This window comes from Mycobacterium sp. NGS15, from assembly GCF_059813245.1.
Genome location: NZ_JCALEF010000004.1, coordinates 192,635 through 209,437, shown reverse-complemented (window position 1 = coordinate 209,437; position 16,803 = coordinate 192,635). Strand labels below are relative to the sequence as shown.

Genomic DNA, 16,803 nt, shown 5'->3' with positions numbered 1-16,803 from the left:
GACGGGGTCGATGAGCGCCGCCCTGGAGCCGCTAGAGAAGTGGGGCGACCGGAACCGGGCGGAGTCGGCCGGACGCTACGCGCGAACGAGTTGTGGTGGGGGTATCCATTGGGTGGTGCCGTTGGTGTGTTTTCGGGTGGTCCAGCCGTGGTTGAGGAGGCGGTGGTGTGGTCCGCAGGCGTAGGTGAGGTTGTCGATGTTGGTGTTGCCGCCATCGGCCCAGTTGGTGATGTGGTGGGCTTGGCAGAGGTATCCGGGCACGGTGCAGCCGGGGTGGGTGCAGCCCCGGTCCCTGGCGTGCAGCACGATCCGTTGATCTGCCGATGCGATGCGTTTGGTTCGTCCGAGATATAGGGGGCGGCCGTCGTCGTTGAAGATGGTGAGGTAGTGGTGGGCGTGGGTGGCCATGCGGATCAGGTCGCGCATCGGTAGCCGGGTGCTGGCGCCGGTGATGGCGACTCCGGCGGCGTCTTCGAGTTCTGTGAGGGTGGTGGTGACCACGACGGTGACCGGTAGTCCGTGGTGCGAACCCAGTTGTCCGGAGGTCAGGGTGGTGCGCAGGCTGGTGCGCAGCGCGTCGTGGTTGCGTTGGGCTGAGGTTCGGTGATCGTGTTCGGCGGCCTCGGGGGATATCTCCCCGTCTACCAGTGGTGTTTGATCTGCCGGGTTGCACATGCCGGGTGCGGCGAGTTTGGCGAACACCGCATCCAGATAGGCGCGGGTTTCCGGATCCAACAGGCCCGAGATCGCCGACATGCCGTCGAATCCTTGCTGCCCGATCGTGACACCGCGGCGCCGGGCCCGATCGATGTCGGAGAACTCACCGTCGGGGTTGAGTAGCGCCATCATCTGCTCGGCCCCGGCCCGCAGCGCCTCGGGCCGGAATTGGACGGCCATGGCGGCTAGTTGTTGTTCGGCGGCCTGGCGGGTCGGTGCATCCACCACCACCGGCAGCCGATCGAAGAACTGCCGAATGATCCGCACATGCTCCTCGCCGACCTCGCCGCGGCCAAGGGCGGCGGCCACATTCGGCAGCTGCGGCTCCAACTCTTCCCCGGTCAACGCCTTCCGCGGCGCTAACTGTTCGGCATCGACGATCCGGCGCCGGGCCGCGCTTCTACTGATATGCAACCGCCGCGACAAAACGTCTGCATGCGAGGTGCCACCCAACTCGACGGGCGTGCCGCGCTGCACCAGCTGTGCAATCCCGCGATGGGAAACGGACATGAGCCTGCGCTGAGCCACCTCAAGACGGGCCAGCACCGATAGCAGTTCAGGGTTGTTCAATCCGTCGAAGGCGTCCGAGCACACGGCATCAACCGCCGCCTCCAACACCCCGGCCGAACACATGTTCGAATACTAACCACACCCACCGACAACTAACCTCGCCCTGAAACAGCTGTGACAGAAGTGAATTCAGTCGCGCGGTGTCAGCCCGCTGACCTCGGCCACGATCTCCAACGAGCGCAGCTGCAGCTTCCGGTCGGGCGCATTGGGGACCACGATGAGCTCGTCGGCGTCGGCCAGCTGCGCGAAGTCCTCCAGGTACGCGCCCACATGCTCAGGTGTCCCGACGGCGAAATACTTCGTCATGGCCTGAATCTGTTGTCCAGCAGGCGACTCTAGAGCGGCGAGGGCCTCGTCATCGGTGAGGCGGGGGCCACCTCCGCGATGCAGGAAAAGCTTGGCGCGTTCGATCAGTGCCGCGCGATGCTGCTCCTGCGCAGTGGCTTCATCGTCCGCGGCAATCACGTTCACCCCCGCGATGACATACGGCTCCTGCAACTGCTCGGAAGGCTGGAACTCTCGCCGGTACAGCGCGACCGCATCTTGCAGCGCAGGCGGCGCGAAATGCGAGGCGAAACCATAGGGCAGGCCCAATACCGCCGCCAGCTTCGCGCCGAACAGCGATGACCCAAGGATGTAGAGCGGAACATGCGTCCCGCGCCCCGGGGTTGCGGTCACGCCCGGGACCCGACTCTGCTCACCCAGGTATGCCTGTAGCTCGATGACGTCCTGCGGAAAATGCTCGGCGTCGGCGGGGGAGTGTCGCAACGCACGGAGAGTCACTTGGTCCGTCCCCGGAGCGCGGCCGAGGCCGAGGTCGATGCGTCCCGGGTGCAGGGTCTCGAGGGTGCCGAACTGCTCGGCGATCTGCAAGGGCGAGTGGTTCGGCAGCATGATGCCGCCCGCGCCAAGTCGGATACTCGAGGTCTGGGTGGCCACATGTCCGATCAAGACGCTCGTCGCCGATGAGGCAATGGACCGCATGTTGTGGTGCTCGGCGTACCAGACGCGGTGAAATCCCAGCGCTTCGGCGTGCCGCGCGATCTCGACGCTGGCGGCGAAGCTCTCCGCCACGGTCTCGTTCGGCGCCACCCGCGCCAGATCCAGAATCGACAAAGGTCTCGCCATGAACTGGAGCAACCCTCGGAGTTTCTTCGCTATTCCCCCGTGGAACGCACCATAGAAGGTACAAACGGGTGGTGCCCTTCATTCCGACCGCAGCGGAACTGGCGGGTGCTCTCGCCGAACTGCTCGACGATCTCCAATCCGAGCTGCCCTCGTCTTCGGTGCATCGCGCCCGCGTTGGTGCCAACATCGCCAGGATTCTGCAGCGAGAACTGACCGTGCCCGCGGCGCCGCCTGCCGAGGACCCTTCGTGGGACGATCTGGTCGAGGCGGTACGCGGTGAGCTCGCGGTCGTCAAACCCGGGTACGACGCCTGGGAGGGGCAGTGATGAGGCCCCCGGGCGAAGAGCATCAGGCCGGGACCGACCTGAGCGACGGGCTGACCCGGTACTTGCAGGACGAATTCGGCAAGAAGTTCGACGTGTCCGGTGTGGTCGGCGTATCCGCCGGTGCGCGGCGGCGAAATGTGCTGCTGGACGCCACTTCCGGGGGTGAAACCCTGGAATTGGTGGCGACGATTGTGCCCGCTGTCGTGCAGCAGGTTCCGGTGAGCAGTGAGGCCGGGGTGCGTGAGCTGGCGCGCAGCCACGGTGTTCCGGTACCGCGGGTTCGCGGTGTCTGTTCCGAATCCTCTTATCTCGGTGCGCCGTTCATGATCTCCGAGCGCATCGGGGGAGAGACGGTACCGCGCAAGGTGCTTCGGCTGGTGCAATCGGCGGGGATCGGCGATCTGGTGGCGGAACAGCTCGGTGCGGCCATGGGACGGCTGCACGGGATCGACCCGGCGATGGCCCCGCCCGACCTGCCCGGCGACCCGGAGGCCGAGCCCGCGGTTGTCCTGCTGGAACAGATGCGCGAGGGCGTGGCGGCGTTGCTCCCGGATCGCCCGGTATTTCAGCGCACGCTGTCCTGGTTGACCGAGCGCATGCCCGGCCCTCCGGCGCAGCGATGCTTGGTGCACACAGATATTCGCAACGGCAATGTCATCGTCGGAGAGGACGGGTTGCGTGCCGTGCTGGACTGGGAGGGCACCACGCGCTTCGGGGACCCCATGCGGGATGTGGCCTGGACGGCGCTGCGGATGTGGCGGTTCGGCGAGGACGAGCGCGAATTCGGCGGGTTCGCGGGCCGTGACGTGTTCGTGCGCGCGTACGAGAACACCGGCGGAACATTTCACGCCGACAGATTCCAGTGGTGGAAGGTGCTGGGCACCCTGTGGTGGGGCGTAGGCCTCGCCGCGCAAGCGAAGTCGTACCTAGACGGGAGCGTGCGGGACATCGTGATGGCCGCCAGCGGTCGTCGGATACCCGAAATCGAGTGGGACTTATTGATGTTGACGAAGCTACCGACGCCGCCGTCGACTGCGCCATCGATGCCGGAAGGAAACAGATGAATTTCGAACTGCCGCCGGAGCTTGTCGACTATCTCGCCGAGCTCGACGAGTTCATCGACCGTGAGATCGTGCCGCTCGAGCAGTCCGATGACAACATCCGGTTCTTCGATCACCGACGGGAAGACTCCCGAACCGATTGGGACCGTGACGGCCTGCCCAACGGGGAGTGGGAAGCACTGCTTGGTGAGGCACGTCGGCGCGCCGACGCGGCGGGTCATCTTCGGTACCCATTCCCCGCGGAGTTCGGCGGCCGTGACGGGTCCAACCTGGGTATGGCGGTCATTCGCGAGCACTTGGCACGACGTGGCCTCGGACTGCACTGTGACCTGCAGAACGAGCACGCCATCGTCGGCAACAATGTGGGGCTGTTGCTCATGCTGGAATACGGCTCGGTGGAGCAGAAGGCCGAATGGGTGGAGGGCCTCGCCAGCGGCACCAAGTTTTTCGCGTTCGGTATCACCGAGCCGGAACACGGCTCCGATGCCACGCACATGGAAACCCGAGCCACGAGGGATGGATCGCATTGGGTCATCAATGGTGAGAAGACCTGGAACACCGGCATACACATCGCCGATGCCGACCTGATATTCGCCCGTACCTCGGGTGAACCCGGCGATGGGCGCGGGATCACCGCGTTCCTGGTGCCCGCGGACGCGTCCGGCTTCAAGGTCGAGGAATACCTCTGGACCTTCAACATGCCGACCGACCACGCCCACATCTCGCTGACCGATGTGCGGGTCCCCGATTCGGCGGTCTTTGGCGGAGAGGGACGCGGACTGGGTGTGGTGCAGCACTTCTTCAACGAGAATCGGATTCGGCAGGCCGCCTCCAGCCTTGGTGCGGCGCAGTTCTGCATCGACCGATCTGTCGAATATGCCAAGGAGCGCAAGCCCTTTGGAAAACCGCTGGCATCGAACCAAGCGATCCAATTCCCGCTCGTCGAGCTGCAGACACAGTGCGAGATGCTGCGCGCGTTGATCCATAAGACAGCGTGGTCCATGGACACCTACGGTCCGTTCTCAGTCTCCGAGCAGGTCTCGATGTGCAATTACGTCGCAAACCGGTTGTGTTGTGAGGCCGCTGATCGCGCCATGCAGGTCCATGGCGGGATGGGGTACTCACGGCATATGCCGTTCGAACACATCTACCGCCATCACCGGCGGTACCGGATCACCGAGGGCGCCGAGGAGATTCAGATGCGCCGGGTGGCGGGGTATATGTTCGGCTTCATGAATCAGAAGGCGCCCAAGGGGGTCTAGTGGCCGAAACATCTCCACCCGTTGTGGTGGTCATGGGTGTGGCAGGAGTCGGCAAATCAACCGTGGCGCAGGCCTTGGCGCAGCACCTCGGTGTGCCCTGCGCGGAGGGCGACGACTTCCATCCGGAAGCGAACATCGCCAAGATGTCGGCGGGCATCCCGCTGAACGACACCGATCGATGGCCGTGGCTGCACCGGATCGCCGAATGGATGTCGGAGCGCGGGCAGAAGGGTGCCGGCGGCGTGGTCACCTGCTCAGCGCTCAAACGCCGTTACCGCGATATCCTCCGGGGCGGATACCCGGATGCGTTCTTCGTGCACCTGTCCGGCGACAGGGCGCTCATCGGTGACCGAATGTCGCATCGCGCAGGACATTTTATGCCGACGTCGTTGTTGGATTCGCAGTTCGAGATTCTCGAACCACTACAACCCGATGAAAAGGGCGCCGTGCTGGATGTGGGTATCGGGCCAGATGAACTGGTAGCGGAGGCATTGAGGCAGCTCGGCGCATGAACGCCAACCTGCTCTTGCTGGCCGAGCCGGCGAAGATCGTGCACACCACCAGCGACGTTCGGCTTCTTGCCGCGGTGGTGCTGAGCATCGCGGTGATCATTCTGCTGATCACCCGGCTCAAGCTGCATCCGTTCTTGGCGCTGCTGCTGGGGTCGGGGACGCTCGCCGCGGTCGCGAGCGTTCCATTCGACAAGCTGCTGGCTTCCTTTGTGACGGGCTTCGGCTCGACCATCGCCGGTGTGGGATTACTCATCGGTTTGGGGGCGATGCTCGGTCGGCTGCTGGCCGATTCCGGTGGCGCCAATATCGTCGCCGATGCTGTGCTCGCGCGATCCAGTCCACGCATGCTGCCCTGGGCGGTGGCTTTGATCGCGGCGGTGCTGGGGTTGCCCTTGTTCTTCGAAGTGGGTGTGGTGCTGCTGATTCCGATCGTGCTCTTGGTGGCGCGCCGGGGAAATGTGCCGCTGCTCCGGGTGGGCATTCCCGCGCTGGCGGGCCTTTCCGTCTTGCATGGACTGGTTCCGCCGCACCCGGGTCCCTTGGTGGCGGTGGACGCGCTGAAAGCGGATTTGGGTGTCACCCTGGCGTTTGGTCTGCTGGCGGCGGCGCCCACCTTGATTGTCGCGGGTCCTCTCTATGCGTGGGTCGCGGAACGCTGGGTGGGGCCGTTGAAGATCCCCACCGCGACGGCGCCTGAGGTCGAACGCAAGGGGCCCGCTCCGAGTGTTGTCGCGGTGGTGGCCACAATCTTGCTTCCGGTGACGCTCATGTTGGCGAAGGCACTCTCCGATGTGGTGATCGATAATCCGAAATCATTGGTGCAGAGGATTTTCGATACGGTCGGCACGCCGCTGGTGGCGCTCTTGGCGGCGACCCTGCTGGCGATGGTGACCTTGGGCAGGGCTTCGGGGCTCGACCGGATGGGTGTCTCGGGAGTCATCGAGAAGTCACTCGGCCCCATCGCGGGAATCGTCTTCATCGTGGGTGCCGGAGGCGGATTCAAACAGACCCTCATCGATGTGGGTGTCGGGGACGCCGTGAGCACCTGGTCGGAGAAATGGCAGATTCCCGCGCTGGTGCTGGGATGGCTTATCGCGGTGCTGATTCGGTTGGCCACCGGGTCCGCCACGGTGGCGACCATCACCGCCGCCGGCATTGTCTCCCCGCTCGCGGCGGAGATGTCTACCGCCCACGTGGCATTGTTGGTGCTCGCGATAGGTGCGGGTTCGCTGTTCTTCTCCCACGTGAATGACGCCGGATTCTGGTTGGTGAAAGAGTATTTCGGGATGACTGTGGGGCAGACCCTCAAATCGTGGTCGGCGATGGAAACGGTGATTTCGGTTGTAGGATTCGCGATGGTGTTGCTGCTGAGCGCCTTTGTTTAACTCTTTGTCGCGCTGACGAATTGTGATAAGCCCCGGACTTCTTGCGCGACGTCCCGAAATCCCGCGTCCCGCAGAACGGACGTGATGTCGGACCGGTCGAATCCGTGCAGTCCGCCGAGGGCCGTCAGTGTGACGGATGTCGACCGGACCCGCGCGGGGCCGCGCGTGCAGCTGGTCATGACCGCGATGCGACCGCCAGGTGCCAGTACCCGAATCATTTCGTCGAGTACCTTGAACGGTTCGGGTACCAAATACAGTGCGGCAAAACAGCACACCGCATCAAAGCTCCCGTCCGGGAACGGCAGAGTGCGCGCATCCGCACGCAGATACCCCACACCGTCGGCCGCATTGATCTGGACCGCACGCCGCAGCATGGGCTCGGAGAAATCCAGCCCGACTGCCAGTCCATCGGGGTCCAGGTGCTGTCCCAGATACTTGGTGAAGTTTCCGGGTCCGCAGGCAACATCGAGCAGCCTATGGGCCTCGTTCAGCCGCAGCGACTCTGCCGCGCGGCGTCGTTCGGCGGCCGGGGTGATGCCGGTGTAGAGCACCGTCTGCCCCCAGCGCCACGGCCCTTCGTAGACCGCGGCGACGACGGGGTTGTTCATGGCGCGCTGTGCGCCGCGCTGGGGCTGGTCCGAGGGCGGCGGAAGTAGATCGAGATATCCGGACGAGGAGTGCGCACCGCCGTCGAGCGCGTCGGGCCGGATCAGTTCCCGGATGCGGTCCAGTGCCGTCGTGGTCGTCATCGAGCTTCCTGTAGCCGGTCGTCATCGCGAAGGTGCTGAGCGAAGAACGTATAGACCCGTTGCCATGCGTCTGCTTCGGCTTCGGGGGAGTACCCGAATCCGGCGATCCGCATCAGCGGTTGCATCGGCAGTTGGTTGGCGAAACTGTGGCCCGCGTCGTACTTCTTGATGTCGTGCTCAATGCCGTGGGCGTCCAGCGCCTTGCGCAACCGGGGCTCACCCCGGATGACGAACGGGTCCCGCGTACCCAGGCTTGCGACGATGGGGCACGATCCCTCGAAGTGGTCTCCGTAGGGGCCGGGCATCGCACCGTAGAAGGGTGCGGCGGCATCGAATCCTTCAGTCGCGGTGATCATCGCGAATCCACCGCCCATGCAGAAGCCGGCCACTCCCACCGACGAGGTGGTGTAGGGCAACGTTTGGGCGTAGTCGCGTGCGGCCAGCACCTCTTCGACGGCCCGCCCGCGACGAGTGGCGAGATTGGTCAAGACCCTGGTGATACAACGGATCCGGCCACGTGAGTACAGATCGGGTGCCAGCGCCACGTAGCCGTTCGAGGCGACGTTCTTAGTGATGCGGCGCAGGTCTGGAGTCGAGCCGTTGATGTCGTGGAGCACGATGATCGACGGCCAGGGTCCGTCGCCGTCGGGAGTCTCCAGGATGGCGCTGATCTCGCCGTTCGGGGTCGGAATGTGGATGTCGGTCATACCGGGTGGGCCTCCGTGACATAATTGTTTAACGCTAACGTCAAATTAAATGAAAGGTAGGCTGCGGCGCGATGTCTGTCAATCCCCGGCGGTCCAGGGGTCGCCCGCCCCAGACCGACGAGCAGCGTGCCGCGACGCGCACTCGTATCCTCGCCGCGGCCGGCGCGGTCTATGCCGAGCACGGCTACCGGGGCACCACGGTCGCGCGCATCGCCGAGCGCGCCGAACTGTCGAAGCCCACCTTCTATGCGTTCTTCGACGGTGTGGCAGAGGTGATTACGGCGTTGGTGACGGAGAGTCAGCAGCAGATGCTGGCGCAGTGGGGGCCGGTGGTGAGCGCCGGAGGTGGTCTGCTGGAACAGGTCAGTGCGGGCCTGGACGTGTATCTCGATACGGCCGAGCGTGGCCGCGACTCATGGCTCGTTTTCCATATCGAACAACACGATCCAGCGTCGCCTGCTCGCTTGCTGCGGGCCACCTATGAGAACCGGCTCATCGAGGTCATGCAGCAGGCGCTGATCGTGAGCGGCAGACCCGCACCCACCGCGGAGACGCTAGGCGTGTTGCTCGCCAGCATGCAGGCGGGCTGCTATCGGTATCTATCCACGCCCAGTGGCGGTCGTCGGGCGGTGCGCGCCGCGATGCTGCGCAGTGCGCTCGCGCTGTTGGGGACGCCGCAGGACTGGCGCCAAGCCGCCGAGCGTCCAGAGCTGTTTGGCGAGGGCTAGATGCTCAGGTATTGGGGTGCCAAGACAATGGAATACAGGATGGTTCGGTAAGCGCGGGTCGGATCGGTAACCCATTGACTCACCAGGAAATACAGCGTCTGGGTGCCATCGGCGTTCATGGTGATGCTGACGACCTGCGGGCCATACGGCTGCAACAACTTGTGCGGATCCCGGGAGATGAACGGATCATCCGGCCGCGGATCGGACGGATCGTTGCGGATCAACACCGTCATGGGCTCGCTGACCAACTCCTGCGGGGTCCGGAACAGCTTGAGCCCGATATGCGCATCGCCGGAGCCATTGGAATCCAGCAGGCCGAAACCACCTGCGGGCAAGGCGAACAACTGATTCTCTCGGTCACCGCCGCCCGTGATCTGGCCGATCTTCTCCCACGCCGATGAGTCCAGGAAGGCCGGATCGTCGATCGGCGGTGTGAGCCACGCGATCCGCGGTGCCCAGGGGCCGGTTCCGACATTTCCTGCCACCAGCATCCGGCGGCCGGGCATCGAAACCCCGCTCGGTTGCGAGACGCCGACCATGACTCCCATCGGCCGGTATGACGACTTACCCGGCTCGCTCACGTCGTACACGGTGGTATCGGCGGATACAAAGGTGCTGCATCCCGGCGACGGTATACATGAGGCGAATAGCAGCGAGCGGTGTGCCAACTCCGCCGATCCAGTGGGCAGCAACCGGGCACCGTCCTGTGCATCCGCGGGCAGCACAAGGGGTTTGGTGCGCCCGCCCAGCGCGACCGAGGGGCTTGCGGGGTCAACGGCAATAAGCTGGATGCCATCGCCGGTATTCAGGTAGTCGCCGGTCCACAAGCAGGCCCCGCGATTGGTGTGCACGCCGAGGTCAAAGGAGTCATCGCGGCAGGCGGTCTGAAAGCTGGTGTTGATCGACGGCATGTGTGGAATCGGGTTGCCGTGGACGTCCTTGAATTCTTGCTGTTGGGTGGGCCCGATCATCACGAGCGAGTCGAACATCGGCACCATGCGAGGCGGCAGGGGGGCGACCGAGGGCGTGTCCGGGTGGAAGGGCTTCGGTGGCACGTGCTTTTCGTGGCGGATCCACAATGACGAGGCGGGTACGCCGAGCTTGTCCAGTAGCTGTCCGAGTAGTGGCACGCTGATACCGATCACATTCGATGGATCGCCATCGATACCTTCAACGAACCAGCTGCCCAAGCCGTCGAGCGTGAATGCTCCCGCTACCTGCAGGGGCTCACCGGTGGCCAGGTAGGCCTCGAGATCCTCCGCCGATGGCGTCCCGAAACGCACTGTGGTCGAGCGTGTTTCGCTAACACGTGCGATGGGTTTCCCGTCGATGACTCGCACCAGGCAGTGCCCGGTCAGCAGCTCGGCAGAGCGTCCGGCCATCTGCCCCCACCGGCGGCGCGCTTCCTCGACGGTGCCCGGCTTGCCCTGCAATGTGCCATCGAGGAAGAGCATCGAATCGCAGCCCAGCACCACCGCATCGGCGGCCACCGTGCCAGCCAACGTCGTCGCGACGTCAAAGGCCTTGGCGCAGGCCAGAACCTCTACGGCGCGCGTTGGCGCGGTGCCCGAAGGCTGCGTCGCCATGACGAGATGCTCGTCCACATGCGACACGATGACGACCGGGTTGAGGCCGGCCTGCTCCAGGATCCGCTCGCGTGCGGGGGACGCGGACGCGAGGACGAATGCGGTCACGGGGCCTGTGACGGCTGTCTAGAACGTGCCTTGCGGGCGCGCCAGCTTCGCGCGCTCGTACAACGTGACCCGCTGCCAGCTGTGCGGGCTGTAGCGCAACATGTCGATCGGCTCGGCCCAGAGGTTTCGGGGCTTGAGGCTCTCGGTTTCCGTCTTCGAGGCCAATGCGCTCAACGCCGCGACCAGAGCCGCGATCTCCGCGTCGGTCGGGTTGCCGCTGAGCACCTGCACGTCGGCGGCCTTCACTCGGCCTTCCCCGCCGGGGTTCGCCTCGGCGGTAACGGTTTCGTCGGTCTCGGTGCCTTCTTCAGTCACGGCCGCACCTTCTTCGTTCGTCACAGCGGTTGGATCGTTCGCTCGTTCACCGAGTTCACCCGGCTCACAGCGGAATGTTTCCGTGCTTCTTCGGTGGGAGCCGCACGATCTTGCGATCGAGCAAGCGCAGCGAGGTGGCGATGTAGCCGCGGGTGTGCGACGGCGGGATGACCGCGTCGACGTATCCGCGCTCGGCAGCCATGTACGGGTTCACCAAGGTGTCCTCGTACTCTGCCTGCAGCTGAAGGCGCAGGGCGTCCACATCGTCGCCATTCTTGGACGCCTCGGCCAGCTGCGAGCGGTACACGAATCCGACCGCGCCGGAGGCGCCCATGACCGCGATCTGCGCGGTGGGCCAGGCGACGTTGACGTCGGCGCCCATGTCCTTCGAGCCCATCACGCAGTACGCGCCGCCGTAGGCCTTCCGGGTGATGACGGTGATCTTCGGAACGGTGGCCTCGCCGTACGCGTACAGCAGCTTGGCGCCACGCCGGATGATGCCGTTGAACTCCTGCTCGGTACCGGGCAGGAAGCCGGGCACATCCACCAGGGTGATGATCGGGACACCGAAGCAGTCACAGGTGCGGATGAACCGCGCCGCCTTTTCGGAGGCGTTGATGTCCAGGCAGCCCGCGAACTGGGTGGGTTGGTTGGCGACGATGCCCACGCTGCGGCCGTCCACGCGGCCGAATCCGACGATGATGTTCTGTGCGTATCCGGCCTGCACTTCGAGGAACTCGTCATCGTCGAGGATGCGGGTGATGACCTCGTGCATGTCATACGGCTGGTTCGGGGAGTCCGGGATCAGCGTGTCGAGCTCGATGTCCTCGTCGGTGAGGTGATCTTCAATGGCGCCGTCGGTGGGCTCAGGGCCTGGGTAGCGTGGGGGCTCGGAGGCGTTGTTGGACGGCAGGTAGCTCAGGATGTCGCGGACATAGTCGAAAGCGTCCTGCTCGCCGGAGGCGACATAGTGCGTGGTGCCGGATTTCGCCTCATGGGTGTGCGCGCCACCCAGCTCCTCCATGGTGACGTCCTCGCCGGTGACGGTCTTGATGACGTCGGGACCGGTGATGAACATCTGGCTGGTCTGGTCCACCATGACGATGAAGTCGGTCAGCGCGGGCGAGTAGACGTGACCACCGGCGGCCGGGCCCATGATGAGTGAGATTTGCGGGATGACGCCCGAGGCGATGACGTTGTTGTGGAAGATCTGGCTGTACAGGCCGAGGGAGACCACACCCTCCTGGATGCGGGCGCCGGCACCCTCGTTGATGCCGATGAGCGGGCGACCGGTCTTGAGGGCCAGCTGCTGCACCTTGACGATCTTCTCGCCGTATACCTCGCCGAGGCTGCCGCCGAATACCGAGACGTCCTGGCTGAAGATGCACACGTCACGGCCGTCGATGGTGCCGAAACCGGTCACCACGCCGTCGCCGAGTGGGCGCTTGTCGCCCAGGCCGAAGTTTGAGCTGCGGTGCTTGGCCAACGCGTCCAATTCCACGAACGAACCCTCGTCGAGCAGCGCGTAGATGCGCTCGCGGGCGGTCAGCTTGCCCTTGGCGTGGATCTTGTCGACGGCGGCCTCACCGACCGGGTGCAGTGTCTCCTCGCTACGCCGACGCAGATCGGCGAGCTTGCCCGCGGTGGTGTGGATATCCGGCTCGGTGGTCGTCATGGGTCCCGATGTTATCGCGCCCTACCCGGCAGAACACGCATGGGCCTTAGAGAGTTCTCAGAAATTTTCTCGAATGGATGTTCACGGATAGAGGTAGAGAGAAGGAGATGGACAAACAGCTTGCGCTGGACGCCGACCTGGTGTTCACGATCGTGTCCCATTTCGATCAGCTCGACGTCGTCGACGCCGAGGCCGCGGCGCTTTCGGCGGGGGAGTTGCCTCAGGAGCACCGGAATCTGATGGGGGCATCATCGGCGATATGACGCCTGCGTCCATCTCCCGCGCGAACGCGCCCCGGGCCGACATCGCGGCCATGCTCCTCGACCGTATGGGCGACAGTCATCCGGGGCTGCGTACCCGCGACCGCGACTGGACGTGGGATGCCGTGGTCGGTGAGTCCGCCGCGCGGGGCACGCTCGCGCGGAAGCTGAGGGTCAGCGGGCCTTTTCATATCGGGGTCCTATTGGAGAACGTCCCCGATTTTGTTTTCTGGCTTGGCGGCGCCGCGCTGGCCGGGGCAACCATCGTAGGTATCAACCCCGCCCGGGGACCGGCGGATATGGCCGCCGAGATCCGTCATACCGACTGTCAGCTGATAGTCACCGACACCGAACGCCTCGACCGGCTGCGGGGTCTGGATCTGGGTGTGACGGCGGACCGGTTTTTGGTAGTCGACAGCCCCGAATACCTCGCACTGATCGACGAGAACCGCACCATGGTGGCGGCTTCCGAGGGGGTGGGCGCCGATTCGCTGCTCCTGCTGCTCTTTACCTCCGGCACGACCGGTGCCTCCAAGGCGGTGAAATGCAGCCAGGGACGGCTTGCGCAGATTGCCCACCTGGCCACCGAAAAATTCGGGCACAACCGCCAAGACGTCGACTACTGCTGTATGCCGCTGTTCCATGGGAATGCGTTGATGGCGCTATGGGCTCCCGCGCTGGCCAACGGTGCGACGATCTGTGTGACACCTACCTTCTCGGCGTCGCGCTTCCTACCCGATGTGCGCTATTTCGGCGCGACGTTCTTCACCTACGTCGGTAAGGCACTCGGATACCTGTTGGCCACTCCGGAGCAGTCTGACGACGCCGATAACCAGCTCGTGCGGGGATTCGGCACCGAGGCGTCACCGGAGGATCAGGCCGTGTTCCGGCGACGGTTCGGCGCCGAACTGTTCGAGGGCTATGGGTCCAGCGAGGGAGGAGGAGCGGTCGTGCTCGACCCCGACGCGCCGTCCGGCGCCCTGGGGCGTCCGGCACACGAGGGGGTGTCTATCGTCGATCCGGAGACGCTAAAAGATTGTGCCGCAGCCATAGTCGATGAGCACGGACGTGTGCTCAACGTCGATGAGGCGGTGGGGGAGATTGTCGACAAACAGGGCAGGCGCGGCTTTGAGGGCTATTACAAGAACGACGATGCCGACGCCGACCGCGTCCGTAACGGGTGGTACTGGACGGGCGATCTCGGTTATCTCGATGCGGCCGGGTTCATCTACTTCGCGGGCCGCCGCGGCGACTGGATCCGGGTCGATGGTGAGAACACCTCGGCGCTGACCATCGAGCGGGTGCTGCGGCGCCACCCCGCCGTGATCGCGGCCGCGGTGTACGCGGTGCCCGACCCGCGCTCCGGCGATCAGGTGATGGCGTCCGTCGAGGTGGCCGACGTGGACGAGTTCGATGTGAGCGGTTTCACCGAGTACCTGTCGCTGCAGGAGGATCTGGGCAGCAAGGGAATTCCACGCTTCCTGCGGGTGTCGGCCAACCTGCCGGTGACCGGCTCCAACAAGGTTCTCAAACGCGAGCTGCAGGAGCAGCGCTGGCATACCCAGGAGCCCGTGTTCCATTGGGCGGGAAGGGGTGCCCCGATGTTCCGGCGGATGGGACCACGGGACAAAACCGCACTCGATGCTCAATTCACGACATATGGACGACAACGACTGCTGTAGAGCGCACTATTGCAGGCAAGGAGGAAGGGAAGGCCCCCGCGATGAGCCCTTTACGCGAAGAGCGTTCAACACCGACTGACTATGCTATCCGCGAAATCGATAGCGGCACAATGATGACTCGGTTCGCCAGGGGATGGCATTGCCTGGGGTTGGCCGAATCGTTCCATGACGGTGAGCCACACGGTGTCGAGGCATTCGGGACCAAACTTGTGGTGTTCGCCGATTCCCACGGCGATATCAAGGTGCTGGACGGATACTGCCGCCACATGGGTGGTGATCTATCGCAGGGCAGTGTCAAGGATGACAGCATCGCGTGCCCATTCCACGATTGGCGTTGGGGCGGTGACGGTAAGTGCACGCTGGTGCCCTATGCCAAGCGCACCCCGAAGCTGGCGCGCACGCGTAGCTGGCCCACTCTCGAGGTGAACGGGCAACTCCTCGTATGGCACGACCCGGAAGGGTCCATGCCGCCCGCCGAGCTTGTCCCGCCGACGATCGAAGGCTACGAAGAGGGCAAATGGTCGCCATGGCAATGGAATTCGATTCTTATTGACGGATCGCACTGCCGCGAGATTGTTGACAACAACGTCGACATGGCGCACTTTTTCTACATTCACCATGCCTATCCGACGTATTTCAAGAATGTCATCGAGGGGCAGACCGCCAGCCAGTTCATGGAGTCCAAGCCGCGGCCAGACTATGTGCCCAACCCCGAAAAGCTCTGGGAAGGAACGGGTGTGCGGTCGGAGGCCACATACTTTGGCCCGGCTTACATGATCGACTGGATCCACAACGACCTTGGCCCCGGATTCGCCGTCGACGTGGCGCTCATCAACTGCCACTACCCGGTGACGCACAATTCTTTCGTGCTGCAGTGGGGCGTGGCCATCCGGGAGATGCCCGATCTGCCTCCGGAGAACGCGCGCAAGCTCGCCGTCGCGATGGCCACGTCGTTCGGCGACGGATTCCTGGAGGATGTCGAGATCTGGAAGAACAAGACGCGGATAGACAATCCGCTGCTCACCCAGGAGGACGGCGCGGTCTACCAGCACCGCCGCTGGTACGAACAGTTCTACGTGGACCTGGCGGATATCACCCCGGATATGACGGAACGCTTTGAGATCGAGGTGGACACCACACACGCCCATGGGGTGTGGGTGCACGAGGTCGAAGAGAATCTCGCCGAGCGGGCCGCCACGGCATCTCACTGACCGTCCTAGGCTGGACGGGTGACCGCGGACAAACTCACCCTCACCGACGACCCCGGCGGACAGTGGCGCCGGATCGATGTCGTCGACGAAACCGGATCCACCAACGCCGATCTGGTCGCGCGCGCCGCGGCAGGGGAGGACATCGACGGCGTTGTGCTGCTCGCCGAACATCAGACCGCCGGCCGCGGGCGTCACGGCCGCAATTGGGGGGCACCCCCGCACACGCAGCTGTCGATGTCGGTGGGTATCGGGGTGGGCGAGGTGCCGCCGGACCGGTGGGGTCTGGTACCGCTGCTGGCCGGAGTAGCGATCGTCGATGCTGTCGCCGAGGTCGCCGGAATCCAGGCCGGGCTTAAATGGCCCAACGATGTGCTCGTGGAGGGGCGCAAGCTGTGCGGGATCCTGGCCGAGGTTGCCACACCTCAGTCGGCCATCGTCCTCGGCCTCGGACTCAACGCCACCTTCACCCAACACGAGCTGCCGGATCCCAACGCGACGTCCCTCGCGATCCTCGGTTGGGCCAATCCCGATCGCAACCAGCTGGCACGTGCGGTGCTGCGCGAGCTCGGTTCCCGCGTCGAGCATTGGCGGACCGCGAGGGGTGTCGACCATCAGCTGCTGGATGACTACCGCGCGCGCAGCGTCACCCTGGGGGCGAAGGTGCGCGTCGAACTACCAGGCGAGCGTGAGCTGGTGGGCGTCGCCGTCGGGCTCGGCAACGATGGACAACTTCGTATCGAGGGTGCCGACGGCACTGTCACCGCTGTCACGGCGGGCGACATAACGCATCTGCGCCCCCTTGGCGACAAGTAAAGTCGCTG

General features: G+C 64.6%; 16 protein-coding genes and 1 pseudogene. 10 read left to right on the top strand and 7 right to left on the bottom strand.

Annotation, left to right across the window (positions count from 1 at the left end; translation table 11 throughout):
• Positions 1-75: 75 nt before the first annotated feature.
• Both AC5Y5C_RS12110 and AC5Y5C_RS12105 read right to left on the bottom strand, forming a co-directional pair.
• Positions 76-1,350 (bottom strand): HNH endonuclease signature motif containing protein, encoded by a 1,275-nt coding sequence (locus AC5Y5C_RS12110; protein WP_499972363.1) that lies wholly within the window; start codon positions 1,348-1,350, stop codon positions 76-78.
• Between the two features lie 66 nt (positions 1,351-1,416).
• Positions 1,417-2,415: an LLM class flavin-dependent oxidoreductase gene (locus AC5Y5C_RS12105; protein WP_499972361.1), complete on the bottom strand. Its 999-nt coding sequence runs from the start codon at positions 2,413-2,415 to the stop codon at positions 1,417-1,419.
• Between the two features lie 71 nt (positions 2,416-2,486).
• Between AC5Y5C_RS12105 and AC5Y5C_RS12100 the strand changes: the two genes are divergently transcribed.
• The 5 genes from AC5Y5C_RS12100 to AC5Y5C_RS12080 are packed head-to-tail and all read left to right on the top strand — an operon-like array spanning position 2,487 to position 6,961.
• Positions 2,487-2,741, top strand: a complete 255-nt coding sequence (locus AC5Y5C_RS12100) for a hypothetical protein (protein WP_499972359.1) — start codon at positions 2,487-2,489, stop codon at positions 2,739-2,741.
• Entirely contained in the window at positions 2,741-3,805 is a 1,065-nt protein-coding gene (locus AC5Y5C_RS12095) for a phosphotransferase family protein (protein WP_499972358.1), read from the top strand. The genes AC5Y5C_RS12100 and AC5Y5C_RS12095 overlap by 1 nt, the downstream gene beginning before the upstream one ends.
• Positions 3,802-5,064 carry an acyl-CoA dehydrogenase family protein gene (locus AC5Y5C_RS12090; RefSeq protein WP_499972356.1) on the top strand — a complete coding sequence of 421 codons (1,263 nt, stop codon included), beginning with the start codon at positions 3,802-3,804 and terminating at the stop codon, positions 5,062-5,064. Before AC5Y5C_RS12095 ends, AC5Y5C_RS12090 begins: the two co-directional genes overlap by 4 nt.
• Entirely contained in the window at positions 5,064-5,576 is a 513-nt protein-coding gene (locus tag AC5Y5C_RS12085; protein ID WP_499972354.1) for a gluconokinase, read from the top strand. Before AC5Y5C_RS12090 ends, AC5Y5C_RS12085 begins: the two co-directional genes overlap by 1 nt.
• Complete coding sequence (locus AC5Y5C_RS12080) at positions 5,573-6,961, top strand: GntP family permease (RefSeq protein ID WP_499972352.1); 1,389 nt, start codon at positions 5,573-5,575, stop codon at positions 6,959-6,961. Before AC5Y5C_RS12085 ends, AC5Y5C_RS12080 begins: the two co-directional genes overlap by 4 nt.
• Here the strand turns inward: AC5Y5C_RS12080 and AC5Y5C_RS12075 are convergent.
• Both AC5Y5C_RS12075 and AC5Y5C_RS12070 read right to left on the bottom strand, forming a co-directional pair.
• Positions 6,958-7,710 (bottom strand): class I SAM-dependent methyltransferase, encoded by a 753-nt coding sequence (locus AC5Y5C_RS12075; RefSeq protein ID WP_499972350.1) that lies wholly within the window; start codon positions 7,708-7,710, stop codon positions 6,958-6,960. The genes AC5Y5C_RS12080 and AC5Y5C_RS12075 overlap by 4 nt on opposite strands.
• On the bottom strand, positions 7,707-8,417 hold the full coding sequence (locus AC5Y5C_RS12070) for a dienelactone hydrolase family protein (protein WP_499972348.1): 711 nt from the start codon (positions 8,415-8,417) through the stop codon (positions 7,707-7,709). The genes AC5Y5C_RS12075 and AC5Y5C_RS12070 overlap by 4 nt, the downstream gene beginning before the upstream one ends.
• 71 nt (positions 8,418-8,488) lie before the next feature.
• Between AC5Y5C_RS12070 and AC5Y5C_RS12065 the strand changes: the two genes are divergently transcribed.
• Positions 8,489-9,145, top strand: coding sequence for a TetR/AcrR family transcriptional regulator (locus AC5Y5C_RS12065; RefSeq protein ID WP_499972343.1), 657 nt, complete (start codon positions 8,489-8,491; stop codon positions 9,143-9,145).
• On the opposite strand, the gene AC5Y5C_RS12060 is transcribed toward AC5Y5C_RS12065, so the two are convergent.
• From AC5Y5C_RS12060 to AC5Y5C_RS12050, 3 genes are read right to left on the bottom strand one after another with little or no spacing between them, the layout of a single operon-like run.
• Entirely contained in the window at positions 9,142-10,839 is a 1,698-nt protein-coding gene (locus tag AC5Y5C_RS12060; protein WP_499972340.1) for a Maf family protein, read from the bottom strand. The two genes, AC5Y5C_RS12065 and AC5Y5C_RS12060, sit on opposite strands and share 4 nt — an antisense overlap.
• An 18-nt stretch (positions 10,840-10,857) precedes the next feature.
• The gene (locus tag AC5Y5C_RS12055; RefSeq protein WP_499972337.1) at positions 10,858-11,178 is read right to left on the bottom strand and encodes an acyl-CoA carboxylase epsilon subunit; all 321 of its coding nucleotides are present in this window, start codon (positions 11,176-11,178) and stop codon (positions 10,858-10,860) included.
• A gap of 40 nt (positions 11,179-11,218) precedes the next feature.
• Positions 11,219-12,829, bottom strand: coding sequence for an acyl-CoA carboxylase subunit beta (locus AC5Y5C_RS12050; protein WP_499972335.1), 1,611 nt, complete (start codon positions 12,827-12,829; stop codon positions 11,219-11,221).
• Between the two features lie 107 nt (positions 12,830-12,936).
• Between AC5Y5C_RS12050 and AC5Y5C_RS12045 the strand changes: the two are divergent.
• From AC5Y5C_RS12045 to AC5Y5C_RS12030, 4 genes and pseudogenes are all read left to right on the top strand, one after another.
• Positions 12,937-13,047: pseudogene (locus AC5Y5C_RS12045) on the top strand (PucR family transcriptional regulator); the annotation flags it as partial.
• A 41-nt stretch (positions 13,048-13,088) separates the two neighbouring features.
• Positions 13,089-14,771, top strand: coding sequence for a steroid-22-oyl-CoA synthetase (gene casI, locus AC5Y5C_RS12040; RefSeq protein WP_499972333.1), 1,683 nt, complete (start codon positions 13,089-13,091; stop codon positions 14,769-14,771).
• Between the two features lie 41 nt (positions 14,772-14,812).
• On the top strand, positions 14,813-15,982 hold the full coding sequence (locus tag AC5Y5C_RS12035) for a 3-ketosteroid-9-alpha-monooxygenase, oxygenase component (protein WP_499972332.1): 1,170 nt from the start codon (positions 14,813-14,815) through the stop codon (positions 15,980-15,982).
• 18 nt (positions 15,983-16,000) lie between these two features.
• Positions 16,001-16,795, top strand: coding sequence for a biotin--[acetyl-CoA-carboxylase] ligase (locus AC5Y5C_RS12030; protein WP_499972329.1), 795 nt, complete (start codon positions 16,001-16,003; stop codon positions 16,793-16,795).
• Positions 16,796-16,803 lie beyond the last annotated feature (8 nt).